Source organism: Sorangium sp. So ce1153, assembly GCF_051521595.1.
Lineage (GTDB): Bacteria > Myxococcota_A > Polyangia > Polyangiales > Polyangiaceae > Sorangium.
The window spans coordinates 11,229,872-11,250,580 of sequence record NZ_CP150361.1 but is presented as its reverse complement, the minus strand read 5'-3'; the positions used below and the strand labels follow the sequence as shown (position 1 = coordinate 11,250,580).

Sequence of the window (20,709 nt, the reverse complement as noted above, 5' to 3'; positions counted from 1 at the left end):
GTACGGCGCAGCCGCCTCGCCGTTTCGCGCGGCTCGACGGGACGCTGGACGTCCGTTGCCGCGGTACCCGGGGTCAGCCTGGCCGGTCGCCGTCGCCGCGCTGTCGCCGGCGCAGAGCGGCGTCGCCGGGAGCGCGCGGTGCCTTTGAGCCGACCCTGGCGCCGCGCCGTGCTCGGGCCACCCGGCGTCGCCTGGCCAGCGCTGCTCGCGCCGCTCTCCACGTCATGGCGACGTCCGCGAGGCGCTCGTCATGGGTGTGAGCTCCTCGCGGCAGGAGATGGGCTCCCCGAGCGCCGGTCATCGGCGCTCGGGGAGGGCGGTGGGGCTCAGTTCTCGAACCGGACGTTATCCATGTAGTACGGGCCGGAGTTGGCGGTGACGTTCAGGTTGAACTGCAGCTTCACGTCGCTCGGCGCAGCGTTGAGCGCGGTGACGGTGGCCGCCGCGAGCGACGGGAACGTGATGACGTTGAACGCGCCCCGGGTGAGGCTGTTGAGCACGACGTTCCCGACCCACTGGTTGTTGATGCCGGCGGACGGGATCGAGATCAGCACCTCGATCGTGCCGACCCAGCTCGGGTTCGGCTGCACCTTCGAGATGAAGAGATCGAGCTTGATCTTGTTGCCCACCGGCGTGAGCCCCGAGGTGCTGAAGTTCGGGCTGACGATCGCGTTGAACGACGCCGGCGTCCGGACCTCCAGCGACGAGATGCCCTCCTTCACCCGGCCCGTGTGGACCGCGAGCAGCGCCTGCGTCGAGGTCCACGCGCCCGGCTTCTCGAAGCCGAGGGTCGGGTTGTTGAGGAGGTAATCGGTCATCACCTTCTCGCGGAACGGGAGGAACACGTTGATGAGGGCCGGCGAGATGAGGAAGCGCCTCGGGCCGCTCGGGTTGCTCGGATCGATCGGCTCCGTCTTCTCGGAGGTCTGGGTGAAGACGAGGGTGTTCGGGAAGGCGCCGCTCGGCACGCCGACGTCGAAGGTGCTCGTCGCGTTACCGTTGCGGTCCTGCGGCTCGTGGCACCCGGAGCAGGCGAGGCTCTCGGCGCGGGCCACGATCTGGTCCACGGACAGGTTGCCGGCCGTGCCGGACAGGTCGCTGCCCAGGAGGGTGGTCAGCTTGTTTTCGATGTTGGTCCTCAGCGTCGACGTCCCGGTGCCGATCGCGTTGAGGTAGTTGTTCTGGAGGGGAATCATCAGGCTCTCGCCCGCGTTGTTCGAGTCGGGCAGGGCCGACGGGTACGCGAAGCGGTTGATGTCGTCGGTCGCGGCGAGCCGCTCCACCACGTTCGGGAAGACGGTGCTCCGGAAGTTCGTGACCCGCGTATCGCTCGACGCGGCCGGCGAGAAGAGCCGCGCGGCCGGGTTGTCCTTGACGAAGGAAGGCACGATGTTCAGCGAGGGGCTGCCGCTCGTGCCGTGGATGAGCCTGAACTCGCGGAGCGACCAGGCGGCGGGCGGCGACGTGCCGTTCAGGAACTCGTTGGTCCGGATCTGGCCGTGATCCGGCCCGGCCGCGTGGCCGTAGTGGTCGATGTGGACGACGGGCGCGAACCCGGTGAGGCCGGTGAAGTAGAAGCTCAGGAGCTCGTTCTTCCGCGTCGTCACGCTCTTCGCGGGGTCCGACTGGTTCAGCCAGAAGTTGGCCACCGCGGCGCACCCCGCCCGGCCCTGGCTCGGGTTCGGGTTGGGCAGCCGGGCCTCGAAGATGATGAAGTTGCGCTGGAGGCTGTTCGAGTCGGACGCGCCGCCCTTCCTCGCGAAGACGATCCGGTACTCACCGCAGTTGGAGCCGTCCGGAGGGGCGAGGTCGAAGCGGTTCGACAGGGTCGTGGCCATGTACGCGCTGTCAGCGTTGGCGTCGGCGAACGGATCGCTCGCGGCCTCGTCCCCCACGGCGCGCGGGCAGAGGACCGGCCACCCGTTGATCGAGCCGGTGGGCTGCTCGGCCGGGTTCGAGGACCCGGGGGGATAGATATCGGCGGTGTTGGCCGCCACGGCGTCGCAGTGCTGGACGGAGGAGAAGACCCCGTTCGCCGTGGTCCGGTGGGTGTCCATCATCCGGCGGAACAGCGTGAGGGGCGTCAGGCCCGAGACGCCCGACTGGGTGATGAGCTGCTGGAGCACCGCCTGCAGCGAGAACTGAGACACGATATCGACGTCCGTGACGATGAGCGACTTTCGCCGATCGATCGCGAACGGCAGCGTGAGCTCCTCGGCGGCCTCGCCGATCTCGCCTTCCGCGAGCTCGGACAGCTCGCTGGAATCGTCGAGATCCCCGTCGCCCTGATCGAAGTCTGCGCACGAAGCGGGCAGGAGCGCGAGCGCGATCAGCGCGCCGTGCCGAGCCCTCCGCCATGCGCCGGCGGAGCCGAGACCAGACGAGGTGCGGACCGGGATGCTCGAACTCGAACGATTGAACAGCATGAAACCTCCAGGAAGCGGCCACAGCGACGAGCGCGCACCCGTACCGGTGGGCGCGCGCTCACGGAACTCACGGAAACGGAAGAAGAGACACGGAGTCCAGGCGAGCGCGGGAGAGCGCCGCGCCCTGCCCGACGAGCCGATCAGGCGCGCTCGCCCATTCCTGGGCATGCGTCGCCGAAGGCCACGGTGTCACGACACGTGGCATCATCGACTCGTCGCGTTGACGATCTTGCGACGATCTGCTCGCGCGCGGCGCCCTCCGGCGATGAGCCGGAGGCGAGCGCGACAGGGATGTTAATACGATTTACCGTCGGGGCAAGAACTACCGTCTCTTGCGAGATGTCCTGTCCATGGCTCACGCGCTGTCGCGAAGTCTCCTGTTCGGCCCACAAAATGGACGATGGCGGCGCCGCGCCGGAGCGGGCCGTCAACTCACCTGCAAAGGAGCGCCGCGCGCGCGCCAGGTGGCGCGCGGCGCGCGGCGCGGGGCAAAGCGGCGATGCCGTTATGTGGAGATCACGATCGGTTCGCTGCTGGTGCTCCGGAGCGTGCTGGATGGCGCGAAGCTCGATCGATGACCGTCGCGCTCCGCGTGGAAGAGGTCAGGCGGGGGCTCGCGCCCCGCTCGAGGTCCGTGTCGGGGGTCCGGCCGGCGAGGTCGGACCCTCCAGGCCGAGGGCGCCGAGGCGCCGGGCGCTGGGCCAGGATCGTCGAGCTGCACCGCACGCCCGGTTGAATGCTGGTGAGCCCGCTCATCCTTCACGCGATCGGCGACGGTCGCGTCGTTTTTCTGCAGAGCAGATTTTGTAATTTAAGTTACTTTTTTTGGTGTCGGTGTGAGAGGCGTCGAGGGGCGCAGCGAGCGCGCGAACCAGGAGGCGCGGGCGTCGAGGATGGTCCTGCGGGGGTCGCGCCAGCGGATAATGCAGGTCATGTGCGTGAATGTCTGGCAAGGAGGATGTCAGGGCGCGAACGTGAGCGGCGCCCCACGCGCCGCGGCCATCCCTTGACAGGGTACCGGTCGATCGCGCCTGCTGGCTGAGCCCTCGCCGCCATCGGGGCAGGCAGCGGGGCGAGGGGCGCATGAGCACCGGGCTGGATCTCTACGCAACGCTGCACCGTATCGTGAAGGAAGCCGTGCGCAGCCTGCCGTCGGCGCAGCGCGGGATCCTGCTCACGTGCGAGGGCGACCGGCTGGTCCACAGGGCCTCTTTCGGTCTCGATGGCGTGCTCGCGAGTCCGCAGCCGGCCCTCGCCGATGCCGGGCCTGCCAGCGCGCTCCCGGCGCTCGACGCCGCGGACAGCGCCCGTGTGGTGGCGGCGGCCGAGTGGTACCGAGCGCACCTGCCGGGCGCGTCAGCGCTGCACCTCGCGCCCGCGGGAGCGGTCGTGGTCCTCACCCCGGTGCACGCGGAGGGACAGGCGCTCGGCGTGCTCGCCGTCGAGCAGCCGGACGGGCAGGCGCCTTCCGGCGAGCGCTGGGCGCGGCTCGCCGCGCTGGCGGACCGCGCCGGCGCGGCGCTGGAGCGGCGCGAGCTCTACAACGACAAGGCCCAGTCGGCCCAGGAGGTGCGCGTGCTCGAGGCGGTGCTGAGCGCCGTGGCCGCGCGGACCAGCCCGCATGAGCTCGTCGAGATGATCTCGAAAGGCATCAAGAGCGTGCAGCTCAGGCCGCAGTGGAGCGCCGTGTACCTCGTCCTCCTGGGCGACGCTCCCCGCGGCGGCTCCTCCGCGGGCGGCGGCGCCGCGGGCCGCGAGGTGCGCATCTACCACCTCCCGCGGCGACCGCCGGTGGCGTACTGGAACAACATCCGGGACGGCGCCCTCGTCGCGGGGCGCAGCCTCGGCATCCACGTGGACGTCCGCACCGCCATCACCGGCAGCGGCGCCGGCAGCGACGTCGCCCAGCGCGAGTCCCTCGACGAGGGCATCGACCGGCGGGTGGACGGCATCGTCGTGTCGCCGATGAACCCGGAGTTCCTCGAGCCGGCGATCCGGCGCGCGGCCGCGGCCGGGATCCCGGTGGTCACGATCGATTCGCCGCCCGTCGACGGCAGCAGCGCTCTGGCCTACGTCGGCACCGACAACGTGGCTGCGGGGCGGCTCGCCGGGGAGCTGATGGCGCGGCTGCTCCCGCAGGGGGGCAAGATCGGCGCGCAGGCGTACGCGCTCGGCTCCGTCAACACCATGGAGCGCATCGCGGGGTTTCGCGCGGCGATCTCCGGCACGCCCCTCGACATGCAGCCGGCCGCCGAGGACCTGTACGTCCTGTCGGAAGCGCTGCGGCTCTCCCGGGAGGCCGTGGAGGTGGGGGGAATCGCCGGCGCCTTCGGCGTCAGCGCCGGGAACGGCCCGTTCTGGAGCATGGCCGCGCGGGCGCTGGGACGGGAGGGGAAGCTCAAGATCGTCACCTTCGATCTCCTCACGGACACGATAGCGATGCTCAGGGACGGCACCCTCCACGCGGCCATCGTCCAGCGCGAGCACGACATGGGGTATCGCGGGGTGCAGCTGGTCCACGACATGGCGTTGAACGGCGTCGAGGCGGCCCTGGCCGCGCTGCCGGCGCGGGCGGCGGCGGGGAAAGCGTCGGCGCTGCGCTTCCTCGACACCGGCGTCGACGTCGTGACCCTCGAGCGCACGCCCTGGTCTCTCGCCCTCTCCGAATACCTGACCCTGGACGCGACCCGCAAGGCGACGAAGCGGAGGCGGCAGATGGCGCGGAGCGGCCGCCCGATCGAGATCCTCGTCGCCGGCTTGAACGCAGGGGACGAGGGGTTCCACGAGGAGCGCGCCCCCCTCGACGCGGGGTCGCTGGTCGGACGGGTGCTGAGCTCCGCCGGATCGATCATCGTCGACACGCACACGCACACGCACTCGGGCGAGCTCCACGGCGCGGCCGATGTCGCCGGGGCGCGCGCGAGGGGGGTGCGCACCCTGGTCGGCGTCCCGCTCCTCGCCGGCGGGGCCGCCTTCGGCGCCCTCGTCCTGGAGAGCGAGCGCCGCGGGGCCTGCTCGCTCGAGGAGCTCGCGCTGCTCGAGCGTGTCGCCGACACGCTGACCGTGGCGATCGAGAATGCGCAGCTGGTCGAGCGGATCACCGAGCGGACCCATGAGCTCGAGCAGGCGAACCGGCACCAGGAGTCGCTGCTCGGTACGATCCTCGAGCTCTCCAGCCCGGTCGTGCCCATCGCGCCGAGCATCCTGGTGATGCCGATCATCGGGACGATGGACGCCCAGCGGGCCGGTCGTTTCATCGAGTCGATGCTCCAGGACATCACCGAGCGCCACGCCCGGGTGGTGCTGGTGGACGTCACGGGCATGGCGGCGGTCGACGCCGCCTCGGCGGAGCACCTCGTGAGGGCGGCGCGGGCGGCGCGGCTGCTCGGCGCCGAGGTCGTGCTCGTCGGCATCACGCCGGCGGCGGCGCGGCTGATGGTGGAGCAGGGCGTGGATCTCGGGAGCGTCGTCACCCGCTCCAACCTCGAGCTCGGGTTCGCCCACGCGCTGTCGAAGACAGGCGGCCAGATCGTCTACCGCCGCTCACCGCACGCGCAGCGCGCCTGAGCCCACTCGCTCTCCTGGCGTTCCTTGCGGTTCAATCCCCTCTTCCCGCGCATCACGCCGGCTAGGCTAGCCCTACTTTCGCAACGCCCGTTCCTGAGGTTTAGGAAGGCGCTTGCTTTCCAGATGCTGCGCTCTGTCGGCGTCTAGATGAAGAAAGACCTGGAAGCCAACGGTCGAGCTCGAAGATGCGCGCAGCGCGGCGCTGTTCTGCATTCAGTTCGGGCGCGAGCGGGATCGTGGGGCGCCGTCCCTGGGCGCCCGTTGCGGTCCGGACCAGCGTGGCGCGGATGTCGCCGAGGCTGTCCATCATGGCGCGGGCGGAGGCGTCGGTGCCAAGGGCGATGCGTGCCAGGCTGACGAGCATCAGCCCGAGCACCGTGGCGAAGGTGTGGAGCCGCAGCGAGCCGTCGGCCCACTGATGTGAGGGACCCCAGGGCACAACGCCTCCCTTCTTCGAGCGACGGAAGAGCTCTTCGACGTTCCACTGGCCGCGAAAGGCATGGACGATGCGTTCGGTGCTCCAGGTGTGGTGGTCGGTGCAGAGCACACGCTTGCCCAGACGCGTTGCCTCGAGCTCTCGCCGGCGAGCGGCGTCGACCCGCCAGCTCAGCGTCGGGGTCTGCTCTTGGCCGTCGATCTCGACCACGACGAAGCTGGCCAAGTGCTCGCGCGCGAGCGCCTTGCGTACGCGCTGCTCGAGCGACGCGCGTCGAATGCGGCCGGCCTCCACCAGCGCCTCAAGCCTGCCCAGCTCCTCCTTGGCCTTGGTCAGCCGCGCCTCGATGCCGCGCTTCTGCCCCTCGAGCAGCGTGATGCTCTCGATAACGACGAGCGTGCGGTCAAGGTCGCCGACCTGGGTCCGGACGCGGGCAGCGCGTACGTCCTCGTACTGTCCGGTCAGGTGCCGCATCGCGCCTTTCTGCGCAGCTTGCTGCAGCGCCCATTCGGCCGCGCTGTGTCCCAGAGGCAACGAGATGAGGCTGTAGTAGCCGGTGACTTCCAGATGAAGCTCCAGCTGAGGGCTCCAGAAGCCACCGTCGCGTACGAGTGTCCGATGACCTGGGCTGGTTCGTTGCTCCCCGGCGTCGAGCGCGCTGTGCAGCTCGCTCAGCCCTTGCAGGCACTCCTCGAGCACGGCTTGATCCGAGCTGTTGCCGCCGAAGGCCCGGTACAAGAGCGGCACGTGCCCGGTCTCGCTCACGAGCAGGCCGAGTCCCACCACCCGCAGGTCGCTTCGTTTGCTCTTGGCGTGTCCGCGACGCGCCAGCTCGCCGGGGGTCGTTGTGGCGATGTGCGTGTCGAAGTTGGTCGTGTCGAACGCCAGCACGTCGGCTGACAGAGCAAACCGACCGATCGCCGCCCGAGCGATCGCCACCTGGGCGGCCTCCAGCTCCTGATCGGTGACCTGCTGCGCGATGCGGTGAAAAGCCTGCCCCGTAAATGCTGACCCGGGCAGGCACGAGACCCGCGGCAATGCGCCGTCGAGGAAGTCCCCCAGGTCACACTTTGGGCCCGGCGCGCATGCGCGCTGAAGCGCGACGGCGACGGCCATCTCGCCCACGGACGGCCCGTTCTTCGAGCCGTAGTCACCGCACGCCTCGTTGATCAGCCTCACCAGGTCGAGCTGCTCGGCAACCCAAACGAGCGCGCCGACGTCCCCCACCGCCTTCGTTCCGACCGTCCGCGTTCGCCCGAGGTCGACCGTCGGCGGCGGGTCCGCCGGCCCGAGGACAACCTGCCTCGCGACCGAGCGCCCCGCTACCGCGTCCCACACCGACTGCGCCGCGATCCGGTAGCGGCGACCGTCCACCTCCCGCTCGAAGATGTGCATTTTTCGTTCATGTAGCGACGACAGGTCGCCGCATCCAGGGGACGTGCACGATTTTCGGTGCGCGCCGTGCGTCTACACATCCAACCCCTGTCGGCTTCGCGAAAGTAGGGCTAGAGCACCGAGCCCCGCCGAACGACCACCATCGCGCCACGACGGCCCGAGCGAGGGTACCGTCGTGTGCGCCTGGTCATGTGCCGAGCGCGGCGAGTCGACCTAGAATGCCGATCACGTTGATCAAGCGAGAAATGAACCGCCAAGACGCCAAGAACGCCAAGATAGGATTCTCTTCTTGGCGCTCTTGGCGTCTTGGCGGTTCGAATTTCTTCGATTTTCAGGCAGTTTCAACCCGTTTGTCGCTCTAGGGCGCGCAACCCAGGCATGAAGCCGTATTCGCCGCCGCGCGTGATCACGAACCGTGAGAGACCCTGGATGCGGCGGCGGACCGGCCGGCCCGGGATGGTGAAGCCGCGGCCCCATCGCCGGGGCTGGACATGGGATCCCGGTCGGCGCCGGCTCCGATGAACTCGCTGTCGTTGATCCAGGTCGATTGCACGAACTCGAACTGCCGGCGCAGGGCTCGGCCAACCAAAGTCGCCCGGGCTCGTTGATCGAACTCGAGTATGCGTTCTGTAGACCCCCTCCTCGCGTGGTGCGCGTCATCGCTATAGATTCGCGGTGCAATGCGAGAGCAAGCTACGGCGAAGGGGGGCGGGGAGCGGTAGCGCGCGGGGGAAGCCGCGGTGGACATCGGCGCCGCGACCAGCGTGGTCGCCCGCAGGCGAGCGACGGGCTCGACGATACCTAAAAAAGGTGCGGATCTACGTCTTTTCTACGGTCGAAGTCATCGATCTCCGGGCTCCCGATTCTGCCTTCCAATTGAGGTTCACCGGAAGCCTGCCGGAATTTCGAAGAGCGGTTCGGTATCAGATAGGCGAAGAGGACGATCGAGGTAAGGATCGAGTTCATCGGGCTCGAAGCGGCAGAGACCGATAGAATACCAGAAGGCGCCATTAAGAGACCCACCGGAACGGAAGCGGCCATCAGGAGTGAACCCAACCCAGCCCTCGGGCAGAGAGCAAAGGACAGCGAGGCACCTACGCGTAGCTACGTGCCAGACGCGGGCTGTCCCGTCCGACGAGGTGCTGGCGAGGAGCGTGCCACCGGGTGAGAAGGCCACTTCGATCGGGTTTTCGGCATGGCCTTTGAGAACGCCGTACTCGGTGCCGGACGCGATGTCCCACAGTCGTACAGTGGTATCATCGCAGGGGATAGCAAGCAACCTACCATCGACGGCAATATCGAAACCATGGTCAATTTCAACAGAGACTTCAAAAGCACGTTGCGCAACGCCAGATCTTGCGCCCCACAATCCAACGGTCCCGTTTTTGCTAGTCACCAACAGAGTGTCATTGGTTACGAATGCAACACCTGAAACACGGCCATTGTTGAACTTGATGTTTTTACGTTTTATACCTGAGGCAACATTCCATATATATATAGAATCCTCACCGGGAACTGTAGCGAGCAGCTTGCCGTCGTGCGAGAACGCGATGCTCCATGCGCCCCATCTCTTATGTCCTTTGAGGACGCCGCGGTTGGCGCCAGAGGCAGTGTCCCATAGTCGCACGGTACCATCGGAAGCGCCGGAAGCAAGCATAGTGCCATTGCGAGAAAACACCGTGCTCACCACGCGTTCCTCGTGGCCTCTAAGAATGTGTCTTTCGATCCCGGATGCGATGTCCCAGAGGCGTACAGTGTTATCGGAGGCCCCGGAAGCGAGCATCTCGCCGTTCGACGCAGATGCAACGCTCCAAACTTGATCCTGATGACCTTTGAAAACACGGCTCTCGGTGCCGGAGGCGACATCCCATAGGCGTATTGTCGCGTCCCAAGATCCAAGAGCGAGTGTCGCGCCATCCGGCAGAAAAGTAACGCTCCAGGGAAGCTTTGCCTTACGACTGAGTATGTGTCGGAGTGCGCCTGCCTTGACGTCCCAAAGGCGCACAGTCGTATCGTGAGATCCAGATACGAGCAAGGAGCTGTCCGGGCTAAATGCAACCGCATACACAGCATGTCGATGTCCGCGGAGCACATGGCTTTCAGAAGAAGAGCCGACGTTCCACAGGTGTACCGTAGTATCGTCGAATCCGCGCGCCAGCCAGGCGCCGTTCGGACTGAAGGCTATGCAGTGGAGACCTCGTGCGGGGCTATTTAGGACCTGTTTGACCGTACCTGAGGTAACGTCCCACAGGTGCACTTGCCCATCCCAAGATCCAGAAGCTAAAACGGTACCATTGTTATTGAATGCTATGCTTCGGACAATCTGCGAATATAAATTTAAAGTGCGAGATCTCCCGGAGTGTAAATCCCACAGTCGCACAGTCGCATCCGCAGCTCCAGAGGCTAGTGTCGCGCCGTCTGGTGTGAAGGCCACACTTGACACCCCCTTTGTATGACCTTGCAGCACAGCTCGCCTAGAGCCCTGAATCACGTCCCACAAACATACAGTAGTGTCCAAAGATGCAGACGCAAGCATTGTTCCATCAGGTGCGAACGCTACGCCCCGAACTGCTCCTAGGTGACCTCTAAGGGTGTGACGAATTGTTCCAGAGGAGAGGTCCCATAGGTGTATGGTGCCGTCAGCGCCGCTTGATGCGAGGGTTCTTCCATCTCCACTGAATGCTAAACTTGACACTACACCCTGGCTCCCTGCGAGTACACGGAGCTCTGTCCAACTATCCACGTCCCAAAGTCGAATCGAACCTCCATGCCCAGTAGCAAGGTACCGGCCATCAGAACTGTAGGCGACCGAGTAGCAAAACGATGACGCCGAAATCATGGGATATAGATCACGCTGATCCGGCAGAGCGGCACCGAACACGTCGCAAGCATCAAGACCATTGGGATCAATCGTTGCCCCGATGAGCTTCGCCTGCCTTAGGTTAGCGCCCGTGAGTCTCGCTTCCTTCAGGTTCGCGCCTGACAACTGCGCGTAGGACATATTCGCCTCGCGCAGGTCAGCACCCTGCAAGTGAGCCCCCGACAGGTCAGCTCTCTGCAATTGTGCTCTTTCGAATTTCGCGCCAGTCATATCTTGACCGGCTAGTGACGCACCGCTGAGTTTCGCGCCCCTCAGGTCGGCGTACCTCAGATTTTGTCCTGCGAGACTCTGACCGGTGAGATCCTGTCCGGACAGCTTAAGCCCGCGTGCTTCGACATGTAGCCGCTCCAGCATCCTAAGGGCATTCTTGTAGACAACAGCCGGCACGTATTCTTGAATCGTACGCTGCGCCCATGCCTCGGCCTTGTCTCTGCCCGCAAGCGCCCATATAAAGTCCGCCATCAGCGGCGAGATCTCCCGGACCGCAAGTGCTGTCGCCGTTCCGGCTTCTGCCAATTCGCCGGCTATGAACTTCGCCACCAACCACTCCATCACCGAATGGTGAATGAACGAGAAATTGCTCTCCTCGTCCCGCACGAGCAGGGTTCCCGACCCAATCTGGTGCTTGACAACTCCCGGATCCAGGTCGGTTACCGACAGCGCCCGGACGGCGTCGAGGATCTCGTCAGGCAGCTCCGACATGTTGATGCATCGCTCCGTTCTTACCCAAAGGCGCATCGCCACATCGGTCACTGCCCTCCACCGTTGAGCTACATCTAAACCAGGTGGCGCACCTTTCGGGTGTGCGCGCTCGAACTCGCCTATAATCCATCGGTTCAGAAGCAATTCATAAAGCCCTGCCGATGTGATCGTCGTGCTGCGAGCCTTCGCGTCAAGCAGTTCCTGCTCAGGTATCTCGGCAATGAAGGCGAGCATTCTAGGGTACTCCGACAGCCCGAGCAGATCGCGCACGTCGTCCAGTAAGCGGAGTCGTCTTCCAGCTTCATTGGCGCCGCCGAGTCGCTTCTCCAGAAAGTGGCTGATTTGATCTCGGTTAAAGCGATGCAGCTTTATCAATCGATAGCCACTGATATTTCTAGCCTGTCTCCCGAGCTCAAGTGCGCCTGTAGCCTGATCGTCTGAAAAGAAATGCTGTGTGCGGCTTGTTAGGACAATCTTGGCTGCCCCTTGCGCAGCCTCGCTCAGGGTCTCAAAGTGCTCCGCAGCGCGCTCGTAGCTGACGCGTAAAGCGAGTTCGTCGAAACCGTCGAAGAGCAGCGCAATCCGGCCTTGAGCCAGCATGTAACGAAAGGCGCGCAGATCGAAGCGCTCCACGCCGGCGAGCGAGAGGCTCTGCGCGAGCAGGGGATCTAGCTTCGGCGCCTTTATGAGCGCTCGCATCTCAATAAGCACCGGCACGAGGGGACCACCAGCGAGTGCCATACGTCGCGCGAGTTCGCGGAGTAGAAACGTTTTTCCTGTGCCGAAGTCGCCAAGCACCAACACGAAGCGTCCGAGTGGCGAGGTCAGCAACCTGGAAAGTTCGGCGAGGGCGTCGTCCGTGTCGACTGCGCCACCGTCCCATCGAATCGAGGCGTGCTGCTCGACGTAGAGTTCCGGGGGGTAAATGGTGTCCTTGGCGAGCCGATCGATTTGCCAATTTAGGTAATCGCGAAAATCGATTAGACCCTGATATTCTAGAAAGCTTTGTAGTAGGATACCTTTCGTCGCTGCTTTGGCCGCGACCTCGTGTGGGGGCGGCGCACCGCCATACACGAGCGTCGAGAACACTCCAGGATCGTCACAACGATAACGAGAATCGATGTCAGCAAGGAAGCGATCGAGCACGTCTGCGTTCACTTGGTCAACAGCAGCGACAGGGTACACTCGCGTAAACCTGCCATGCTGTACCGCGGAGACACGGAGGTAACCACTAAAAGGAGTCCGTGCACGAAACCTGGAAATCTCTGCACTCGCGTCGGCCTGCCGCACACGTAGTTCAGTGATCTGCTGGACGCGCGACAGAAGGTCGTCACCGGAAGTACCACGAAGCAGTAGTCGATCGTCCGGCCTGCGGCGTGAATCGTAGCGTGCATCGTCGGCTTCATCCTCGACGGGCTTCACGTATCGAAGCAGGAACCGGATCAGCACTTCCGCGGACGCGCGAGCGGCAAATTTACGGAACGAGTCATCTTTATCTCCGTCCCCATAATCTGAGACGGCCTTCACCACGACTGTTGGTCGATCGAGTAGCTCCCCAACCATACCGATCGCAGCTCCCTCCATTTCGACCCCCACCGTCTTTCGTACGAACAGCGCAAGGTTGTCGAAAAGTTGCGGGTCCTTAGCGACCTTCTTTCCAGTGGCGATTGGCCCGACGATGATCTTGAACGCATTCTCTTGGACACCATCCGGGAACATGACTTCCTCATCGAGCACCAAATTTCGCCCCTTCTTCGTGAGTGCCAACGGGCCGGGGCGCCTTTCAAGCAGTTTCTTTTGCCGCAGCGTTTTTATGCGCGTAGACCAATTCGGGCATCGTGACATGCGCTCCGGGTGCTTGGTTGGCGCCGGTCCGTGCCCTATCTCGTGCTCATATACGGCGCGAAGGAGCCAACGGTCTTGCCCTTCAGGCTGCGGCGGTCGCTCGACGACGAGAGCGCCGACCCACGCGAGGTCCTTAGCGAAATAGGCAGCGTCTACACGCCACTGCTGCTTGAGGTTGTAGGTCTCGATGTCGCGGTATACCGTCTCGATGCGTCGTCCGCCTTTCCGCTTCGCAACGAGCTTTCCGTGGTCGTAACTGTAAATTCGATCAGCGACGATCACGTCACCAAGCGATACATCGGCCTTGTTCCCCGCACAGATCCCGCACATCGCGAGGCAGGCGGGATCGAGCTCTTTGATCAGCGACGCCGCCCGCGCCGCCGCGGCCGCCTCGCCCATCTTGTCGAACGTCGCGGCCGCTATGCGGAAGCCAGTCCCGTCTTCCATCTCGAACTCACGGATGTGGTAGCGATAGCCGTCTGCGTCCTTCGCTTCAAGCCACGCACCGCCGTGCGCGAGCACAGCCTCCAACTCGTCGAGCAGCGCCGTCACAATCAGAGCGTCGAAGTGGTGCCGATCCATCTCGAACACTTCTATCAAATCCTCCTGTCCAAGTCAGCCACTAGAACGCCGAACATGTTGAAAATCTTATGATTTCAATAGTTTGTGCAGCCTCCAGGAACAGCCACTGGGCCGCCTCAAGATTCTGAATTGCTGCGGTGCGTCAGGGGTCGAACAGGTTTCCCCCGGCGCCAATGTAACGTGTGCTGTGTCCTTTCCGCGCGCCGATGTGGGCAAGCGCATGCTCCACAGCTGTCCGCTGCCAAGCTCCAGTAGCGCGAGCTCGGCGTGGGTATCGTGCTCGAGTGCACCGGTCTGTTCAATTATCACGATAAGGCGGCCGCGCACCTTGCGGCCTCCACGCGCAAGGTGAGCGTCGGCTCCCCCGCCAAGCGCCACGACGCGACGATCGTGCTCGGCGTCAATACCGAGGACTACGACGGCCCGGCGCACACCATCCTATCGTGCGGCTCTGCACCATCAACTGCCTCGCCCCTGGTGTTGACGCTCAGGCTGGCTGATGGCTCGCCGAGCACACCCCTTGATGGCCATCGCGGGGCATGCTCGGTTGGGATCCAAGAGGGCGATGGCCATCGCGGGCGTGCTCGGTTGGGGTCCAGGAGGGCGATGGCCATCCCTGAGGCGTGCGCCGGTGGCAGGCTCGTGATGGCCATCATCGCTTGACCGTCGACGTCGGCGCCGGCGAGGGGCTCCTATGCCGGCGCCGAGGACGCACCCGTCATCGCGGTCAGCGTCAGCTGCCGTCCGTCCCCAGGTCGCCGACGAGGTGGGCCATCACCTCGCGCTCGACGAGCTTCTTCTTGCGCCGCGCTGCCTCGCGCAGCGCGGCGGTGGCCATGCGGTCGATCTCGCGCAGGCTCGAGCCGGCCGCCTCGTGCAGCAGGGTGAGTGCGTCGGCGGTGAAGACCTCGCGGTCGGCGCCGGCGCGGCTCATCCGCAGACGCACGTACTCGCCGGTGTCATTGGGGACCATGGCGCCAATTGACAGACGCCGTTCGATGCGCGAGTACAGCGAGCGATTTTTGCGCAGCTCGAGCCGGTCTTGGAGGTCCGGGAGCCCTACCAGAATCAGCGACAGCAGGGCACGACTGTCCCATTCATAATTTAGCAAAATGTGGAGATGATCGAGCGTGTCCTGGTGGAGCAGGTGCGCTTCGTCGAGCAGGAAGACGGGATGGATGCGCTCGCGGCCGAGGGTCTCGACATGCGCGCTGACGGCATAGAAGACAGCCGCCGCGGTCGCAGCAGGATTGAGGCCGAGCGCCTGGCAGAGCTGACGATAAAAGTCGCGACGGCCCAGCGTGGCGTTGTGGCAGTAGGTCAGCCGGAAGCCTGCCTGGGGCAACCGATGCCGCACGGCCCGCAGCACACACGTCTTACCGGCGCCAGGCTCGCCGACCAGCAGCACTTGGGCGTGCTCGTGCACGGCCTCGCACACCTCCTCGACGAGCTGCTCCTTCGAGGGCGGCAGCCACAGCTCGCCATCCTGGATCTCCTTAGAAAAGGGCGCGGCGGACAGGGTAAAGAAGCGGACGTACGACTCGCTCACGCTCCACCTCCAGCCTCGCTCGTGTCCTCGCCACCCTCCGCCCGGCGGCCGAGCGTCCGCGCGGGGTTGAAGTCCACCGGGAGCGTCGGCCTGTCCGCCGCAGGGCCACCGCACGGCGGCCGCTTGCGCCGCGCGTTGCGCTGCGGGTCGACCGGATGCAGCACAAGGCGCTTGCCCTCGTGCTCGACCCACGGCGGCTCGTCGGACGCAATGAAGCACCGGGCCACAGAGACGACCTGGCCAGCGAGGTAGCCCTGATCGAGCTGCCAGGCGATGCCGTCGACAGAGACGATGTTATCGCCCGAGACGCGGCGCCGGGTACGCTCGGTAAGCGCGCTGCGTAACGCCTTCTCGTCGACCGCGCTGTCTCCGGCGGGACGGACTGCGTAGACCTGCGCCGGGCTCTTGCCGAGCAGGCCCGCATGCGGCGCCGGGTGGTAGCGCCGGTCGAGGAAGGCGCGGAGCGTCGTGTTGATGTCGACGAGCGAGGCCACGGCACCGAGGTAGTTAAGGCACCCTTCGCGCAGCGTGCGCCAGAAGCGCTCCATCTTGCCGCGCGCCTCGGGGTCGTAGGGCTTTGCGTGCAGGAGCGTGATGCCGAGCCGCGCGCACGCGGTCTTGAGGATGTCGCCGCGGTAGGTCGAGCCGTTGTCGAGATAGAGCGCGTCGGGCTTGCCGTGACGGCGCAGGGCGTCGACGGTCATGCCGAGCATGTCGACCTCCTTCTCGGTGGTGTGCGCCTCGAGCGCGACGACGTAGCGAGAGGCGTCGTCGAGCAGCCCGTGGATGCGGATCGGCATCGCTTTGCCGCCGACGGTGCAACCGGTCACGTGACAGACGTCACCGTGCCAGAGCGCGCCGGGGCGCTCGGCTTGCCAGCGCAGCCGCGTCTTCGGCTCGCCCTCGGCGCGCGCGGCGCGGCGGCGAAGGCCGTGCGCCGCGTACAGGCGCCGTACGGTGGGCTCGGAGACCTTGCCCGCTTCGAGGCGCCCCTCATCGACGAGCGTCTTGAGGATGAGCGGCACCGAGGCATCGGGATGCTCGCGCCGGATATCGAGCAGCAGCGCGCGCAGCTCCTCCGAGAGCTCCTGCGCGAAGCCTCGATCGCTGCGTGGCTGCGGACGCAGGCCATCGAGGCCAGCGGAGCGATAGGCGTACAGCCAGCGCTGGAGCGTGGGCACCGAGTAGGTGCGCGTGCTGTGCGCGCCCGGCGGTCGAAACCGCTGCTCGCTGCGCGTGCGCAGCTCGGCGGCGAGCTGGCCGTGGGTGAGCACGCGGTGCATCAGAGGGCCGATGACCGTGGCGCGAAAGATCGCCACGGACTCGGCGTGGTCGGCGGGGCCGAGGGACATTGGAACAGGTCCTTTCTGCGCCTTGCTGGCGCGCGGTCCTTGTCCGGGATCGGCGGCGTTTTCGGCAGCGATCCTCTCCGGTGGGCTGTACGATTCCGACTCCGAAAGGGCAGAGCCCCTCACGCCGCGTGCGCGGCGCCGAAGAAGGCGCGGTGCTCGATCGGCAGCGCCCGGGTCGTTGGGTCCGCGCTCGCCGCGAGCGAGGCCGCGGCGGTCGCCGCGCTCTTTCGGAGCGACGCGGACGGCCCTGGGTCGGGGGCTTGAGCAAACAGACGTCGCTGCGCGACCTCGCGTGCCCACCGGCGCAGCGTGGCCCAGCCGGTGACGGCGCTCTCGCCGAGGATCTTTGCCGGGCCCACGCGCCGCCGGACCTCGGTCGCCGTCGCGAGCGCGAGGCCCCAGAGCGCGAGGGCGAAGCCGATCGCGGCGGCGCTGTACACGCGCCGGCCGAGCACACCGCGAGGAACGACGAGGAGCACGGCGCTGCAACCGAGGCAGCGGTAGCGGCGGGCGGCCACCGAGATCACCTCGGGGGGCTGGTCCGGGCTGGCAGGGCCCCAGACCTGTCGCTCGCGCCTGCCGTGGCCTTGGAGCCGGATCGCGCCCCCGAGCGGACAACTTGCGGCGCCGCAGGCGGGGCAGCGAGCGGGGCGCGCTTCGACGACTGTGGGGGGTTGCTGCTGCCAACGCTTGATGTCGATGGCGCTCTGGATAACACTGCGACCGCTTCGATTCCTGGGCAAGAGAATCGGAGCACGACGAGGAGGCTGTCCGCCAAGATCAGGTCTCCTCGTCGCCTATTTTGTGGCCGGCACCGCGCCGCTGCTCCGCTCCTCGGGTGGACCTACCCCGTCGTGAGGTGGGCGTGGGAGCAACGATGGGTGGTAATTCCCGGGCGTTGGCCGGAAAGCGGCGCACTTGCGCGCTGGTCGCTTCTTTGATGGGAATCCCGGATAGCTGACCGGAATGCGGAGCCGTGGCTCCGTGGACGTCATCCTCCCTCGGTGCCTACCCGGAGCGAGCCCCCTCCATGATGGCCATCTTCGCTGCGCAGAACTCCTCACCATCACGCAGCATGCTCGACTCGAGGGGCTGGAGCATCAACGAGACTGGTCGGCAATACCTGGCCAAGGTGGTCCTGGGCCTTCGGTCTCGAGCGCGGGCCGATGAAGACGACGCATTCCTACACCAACGATCAGGCCCTGCTGGACGGGCCGCCCCGTAAGGACGACTTACGGCGCGCCCGCGCGGCCGCGTAGAACATCGTGCCCGGTCGGGCAGCTGGAATGTTCGAATGTACATCTTGAGCGCGGCGCAGTTGTTTTCGGCGAGAACAAGACGGATGATCCCCGCACGTGGGCGCTCTCGCCGAATGTCGTGCGCGCGCTGCAAGCTTGGCGCGAAATGTCTGCGAGCAAGCAGCACGTCTTTGTAGAACTGAGGGAGCACCTCGTGCCGGGAAGCAACGCGGCGGAGCGCTTCAGTGAACACCTTTGACGCGCAGAAGTTGCCTGGCCTGAGCTGTTCGACACCACGGATTCGAGGCTGAAGATCCGCCTTTACGACACGCGTGCGAACGGCCGCACGGAGACCGGGATCTCGGCTCGGGCCGGATACAAATCGAGCGCCCAGATCCGCAACTGCAAGCGCGCCGCGCGCAAAGTCGCGGAGTTCGGCCTGGGCGACTTCGCCCCGCTGTATGGGCGATCCCTGAGCTGAGGGACGATGTAGGCTCGGCAGGGGAGGCGATCCCGTGCCGCAGCACCGCAAGCACGAGCGACACCCGCGCAGCCCGGCCAGGCGCCGGCCGTGGGCGACGTTGCTGACCGCATTGAGGCTCACCTTGAAGCTGCCGAATGCGGCTGGTTGGGGCCGCGTTGGGCCACGCCCAAACCTCGCGCAGTCGAGCCTCCGCTGGAATCAATGGAAATTATTGATCTTTGGATTAAGCGCTCCTCGGTCCCGGGAAGATCAGTGGGAACGCTGTACTAGCTGGCTGCGGCCCGGCACATGGCCCCGGATGAATGATTCGCCACAGCTAGGAAATGTCAATAAAAGCTCCCTCCTGGCGTCCCCGGCGTTCTGTGCGGTTCAATCCACTTTCCCCGCGCATCACACCGGCCAGCCTAGAACACCGTCCCGTCCACGTGCCCATCGCGCCGAGCATCCTGGTGATGCCGATCATCGGGACGATGGACGCCCAGCGGGCCGGTCGTTTCATCGAGTCGATGCTCCAGGACATCACCGAGCGCCACGCCCGGGTGGTGCTGGTGGACGTCACGGGCATGGCGGCGGTCGACGCCGCCTCGGCGGAGCACCTCGTGAGGGCGGCGCGGGCGGCGCGGCTGCTCGGCGCCGAGGTCGTGCTCGTCGGCATCACGCCGGCGGCGGCGCGGCTGATGGTGGAGCAGGGCGTGGATCTCGGGAGCGTCGTCACCCGCTCCAACCTCGAGCTCGGGTTCGCCTACGCGCTGTCGAAGACAGGCGGCCAGATCGTCTACCGCCGCTCACCGCACGCGCAGCGCGCCTGAGCCGACCGCTCCGGCGGCGACGGGGGAGGCCCGGGGCCGGCGGTTCAGCCGTCGAAGCGGACGCGCGTGCCCGCCGCGGGGCGGAGCACCGGGAGGTAGCGCGAGGCCGGGAACCCGTCCTGGAGCCTGGGGCCCGAGGCCGGGAGCAGCCGCCCGAGCGCGACGAGGAACTGGACGATCTCCATCCAGGCGAGGTGATAGCCGAGGCAGAAGTGCGCGCCGCCGCCGAACTGGGCGATCTCGAGCGGCGAGATCGCCTCCTTGCGGCCGAGCCAGCGCTCGGGGCGGTAGCTGTCCGGGTCCGGGTAGAGCTCGGGATCGCGCGAGAGCAGGACCAGCGGGATCGCCATGATGGTCCCTCCGGGGACCGCGCGGCCTTCGATCTCGAAATCGGCGACGGCGCGGCGGGCATCCTGGTGCACCGGCGGGTGGAGGCGGAGCGCCTCGCGGAACACGGCCTCGGCGAAGGGGAAGCGGCGGAGATCCGCGGGCGAGCGCGGGAGGTCCGGCGCGCTCGACGCCTCTTCGCGGAGCGCGCGCCAGATCGCGGGGCTCTCGGCGAGGTGGGCGACGCACCAGGCCATCGTCGAGGCCGAGGTCTCGTGGCCGGCGAGGAGGAGCAGGCGGAGGTTGCCCACCAGATCCTGCTCCGAGAGGGGCTCGCCTTCCTCGTCGCGGGCCTGGAGCAGGGCGGGCAGGAGGCCCTTCGCCTCGCCGCGGGCGCGCACGCCGGCGAGGATGCGGCGGATGCGCGCGTCGAGCCATTCGCCGGCGCGGAGGCCGCGGCGTCGCGGCGAGCCCGGCACGTCGAACGGCAGGTTGAGGACCAGGAGCATCAGCTCCTCGTAGTGGCGGCGCCACTCGGGGAGCTCGTCGTCCTCGACGCCGGTGATCTTGAACATCACCTCCAGGGCCAGCTCGCGGGTCTCGCGCAGCACCCGGACGTCGCGCCGGCCGAGCCAGGAGCGGACCTTGCGCTCGACGCTGGTCGCGACGATCGCGCCGACCTCCGCGGCGTCGAGGCCCTTCGGCGAGAAGGGCCCGTTCATCGCGGTGCGGAGGTGGCGGTGCGAGGCGCCGTCGTGGGCCATCAGCGTCTGACCGAAGAGGTTGCCGAGCCCGCCCTCGGTCAGATACGAGGAGTCGACCGCCTTGCTCTTGAAGAGCGAGAAGGCCTCGTTCGCGGCGTAGACGAGGTGCCACTCCTCGAAGCCCTGGTGCGAGAAGAAGAGGGAGCCGAAGCGGCGCTGGCCCTCGCGGAGCAGGCCGAGCGCGTCGACGGCGATCGCCGGCATGTGGCCCACGACCGGGAAGCCGCCGGGGAGGACGGGGATGCCGTGCCGCGTCTGGACGCGGCGGGCGAGGGGATTGCGGCCCCGCAGGAGCGGGAGGTCGGTGAAGGAGGCGGGGAGGGTGGTGCTCATGGCGCGTGCGAGCTCGCCT

Annotated in this window: 12 protein-coding genes; 5 read left to right on the top strand and 7 right to left on the bottom strand. The window is 66.5% G+C overall.

Features of this window, described 5'->3' with window-relative positions; all coding sequences use genetic code 11:
* Window positions 1-326: 326 nt before the first annotated feature.
* The gene (locus tag WME85_RS40790) at window positions 327-2,426 is read right to left on the bottom strand and encodes a hypothetical protein (RefSeq protein ID WP_437829161.1); all 2,100 of its coding nucleotides are present in this window, start codon (window positions 2,424-2,426) and stop codon (window positions 327-329) included.
* A 350-nt stretch (window positions 2,427-2,776) separates the two neighbouring features.
* Between WME85_RS40790 and WME85_RS40785 the strand changes: the two genes are divergently transcribed.
* Both WME85_RS40785 and WME85_RS40780 read left to right on the top strand, forming a co-directional pair.
* Window positions 2,777-3,004: a hypothetical protein gene (locus tag WME85_RS40785; RefSeq protein WP_437829159.1), complete on the top strand. Its 228-nt coding sequence runs from the start codon at window positions 2,777-2,779 to the stop codon at window positions 3,002-3,004.
* Window positions 3,005-3,509: 505 nt separating this feature from the next.
* Window positions 3,510-5,993 carry a substrate-binding domain-containing protein gene (locus WME85_RS40780; protein WP_437829157.1) on the top strand — a complete coding sequence of 828 codons (2,484 nt, stop codon included), beginning with the start codon at window positions 3,510-3,512 and terminating at the stop codon, window positions 5,991-5,993.
* A gap of 100 nt (window positions 5,994-6,093) precedes the next feature.
* On the opposite strand, the gene WME85_RS40775 is transcribed toward WME85_RS40780, so the two are convergent.
* Together WME85_RS40775 and WME85_RS40770 are read right to left on the bottom strand one after the other, a co-directional pair.
* Complete coding sequence (locus WME85_RS40775) at window positions 6,094-7,824, bottom strand: IS1634 family transposase (RefSeq protein WP_437829155.1); 1,731 nt, start codon at window positions 7,822-7,824, stop codon at window positions 6,094-6,096.
* 883 nt (window positions 7,825-8,707) lie between these two features.
* Window positions 8,708-13,834 (bottom strand): pentapeptide repeat-containing protein, encoded by a 5,127-nt coding sequence (locus WME85_RS40770; RefSeq protein WP_437842502.1) that lies wholly within the window; start codon window positions 13,832-13,834, stop codon window positions 8,708-8,710.
* 267 nt (window positions 13,835-14,101) lie between these two features.
* On the opposite strand from WME85_RS40770, the gene WME85_RS40765 reads away from it, so the two are divergent.
* Window positions 14,102-14,497: a hypothetical protein gene (locus WME85_RS40765; RefSeq protein WP_437829154.1), complete on the top strand. Its 396-nt coding sequence runs from the start codon at window positions 14,102-14,104 to the stop codon at window positions 14,495-14,497.
* Window positions 14,498-14,567: 70 nt separating this feature from the next.
* Here the strand turns inward: WME85_RS40765 and WME85_RS40760 are convergent, their stop codons facing one another.
* The 3 genes from WME85_RS40760 to WME85_RS40750 form a co-directional block, all read right to left on the bottom strand.
* Window positions 14,568-15,383, bottom strand: coding sequence for an ExeA family protein (locus WME85_RS40760; protein WP_437829152.1), 816 nt, complete (start codon window positions 15,381-15,383; stop codon window positions 14,568-14,570).
* Window positions 15,380-16,735: a DDE-type integrase/transposase/recombinase gene (locus WME85_RS40755; RefSeq protein WP_437829150.1), complete on the bottom strand. Its 1,356-nt coding sequence runs from the start codon at window positions 16,733-16,735 to the stop codon at window positions 15,380-15,382. Before WME85_RS40755 ends, WME85_RS40760 begins: the two co-directional genes overlap by 4 nt.
* Window positions 16,736-16,854: 119 nt before the next feature.
* Window positions 16,855-17,253, bottom strand: coding sequence for a hypothetical protein (locus WME85_RS40750; protein WP_436623505.1), 399 nt, complete (start codon window positions 17,251-17,253; stop codon window positions 16,855-16,857).
* A gap of 528 nt (window positions 17,254-17,781) precedes the next feature.
* Here WME85_RS40750 and WME85_RS40745 point away from each other — a divergent pair.
* Together WME85_RS40745 and WME85_RS40740 are read left to right on the top strand one after the other, a co-directional pair.
* Complete coding sequence (locus WME85_RS40745; RefSeq protein WP_437842499.1) at window positions 17,782-17,994, top strand: hypothetical protein; 213 nt, start codon at window positions 17,782-17,784, stop codon at window positions 17,992-17,994.
* Between the two features lie 786 nt (window positions 17,995-18,780).
* Complete coding sequence (locus WME85_RS40740; RefSeq protein WP_437829147.1) at window positions 18,781-19,266, top strand: STAS domain-containing protein; 486 nt, start codon at window positions 18,781-18,783, stop codon at window positions 19,264-19,266.
* A 44-nt stretch (window positions 19,267-19,310) separates the two neighbouring features.
* On the opposite strand, the gene WME85_RS40735 is transcribed toward WME85_RS40740, so the two are convergent.
* A complete protein-coding gene (locus WME85_RS40735; RefSeq protein WP_437829145.1) occupies window positions 19,311-20,690 on the bottom strand; it encodes a cytochrome P450 in 1,380 nt (459 codons plus the stop codon).
* Window positions 20,691-20,709 lie beyond the last annotated feature (19 nt).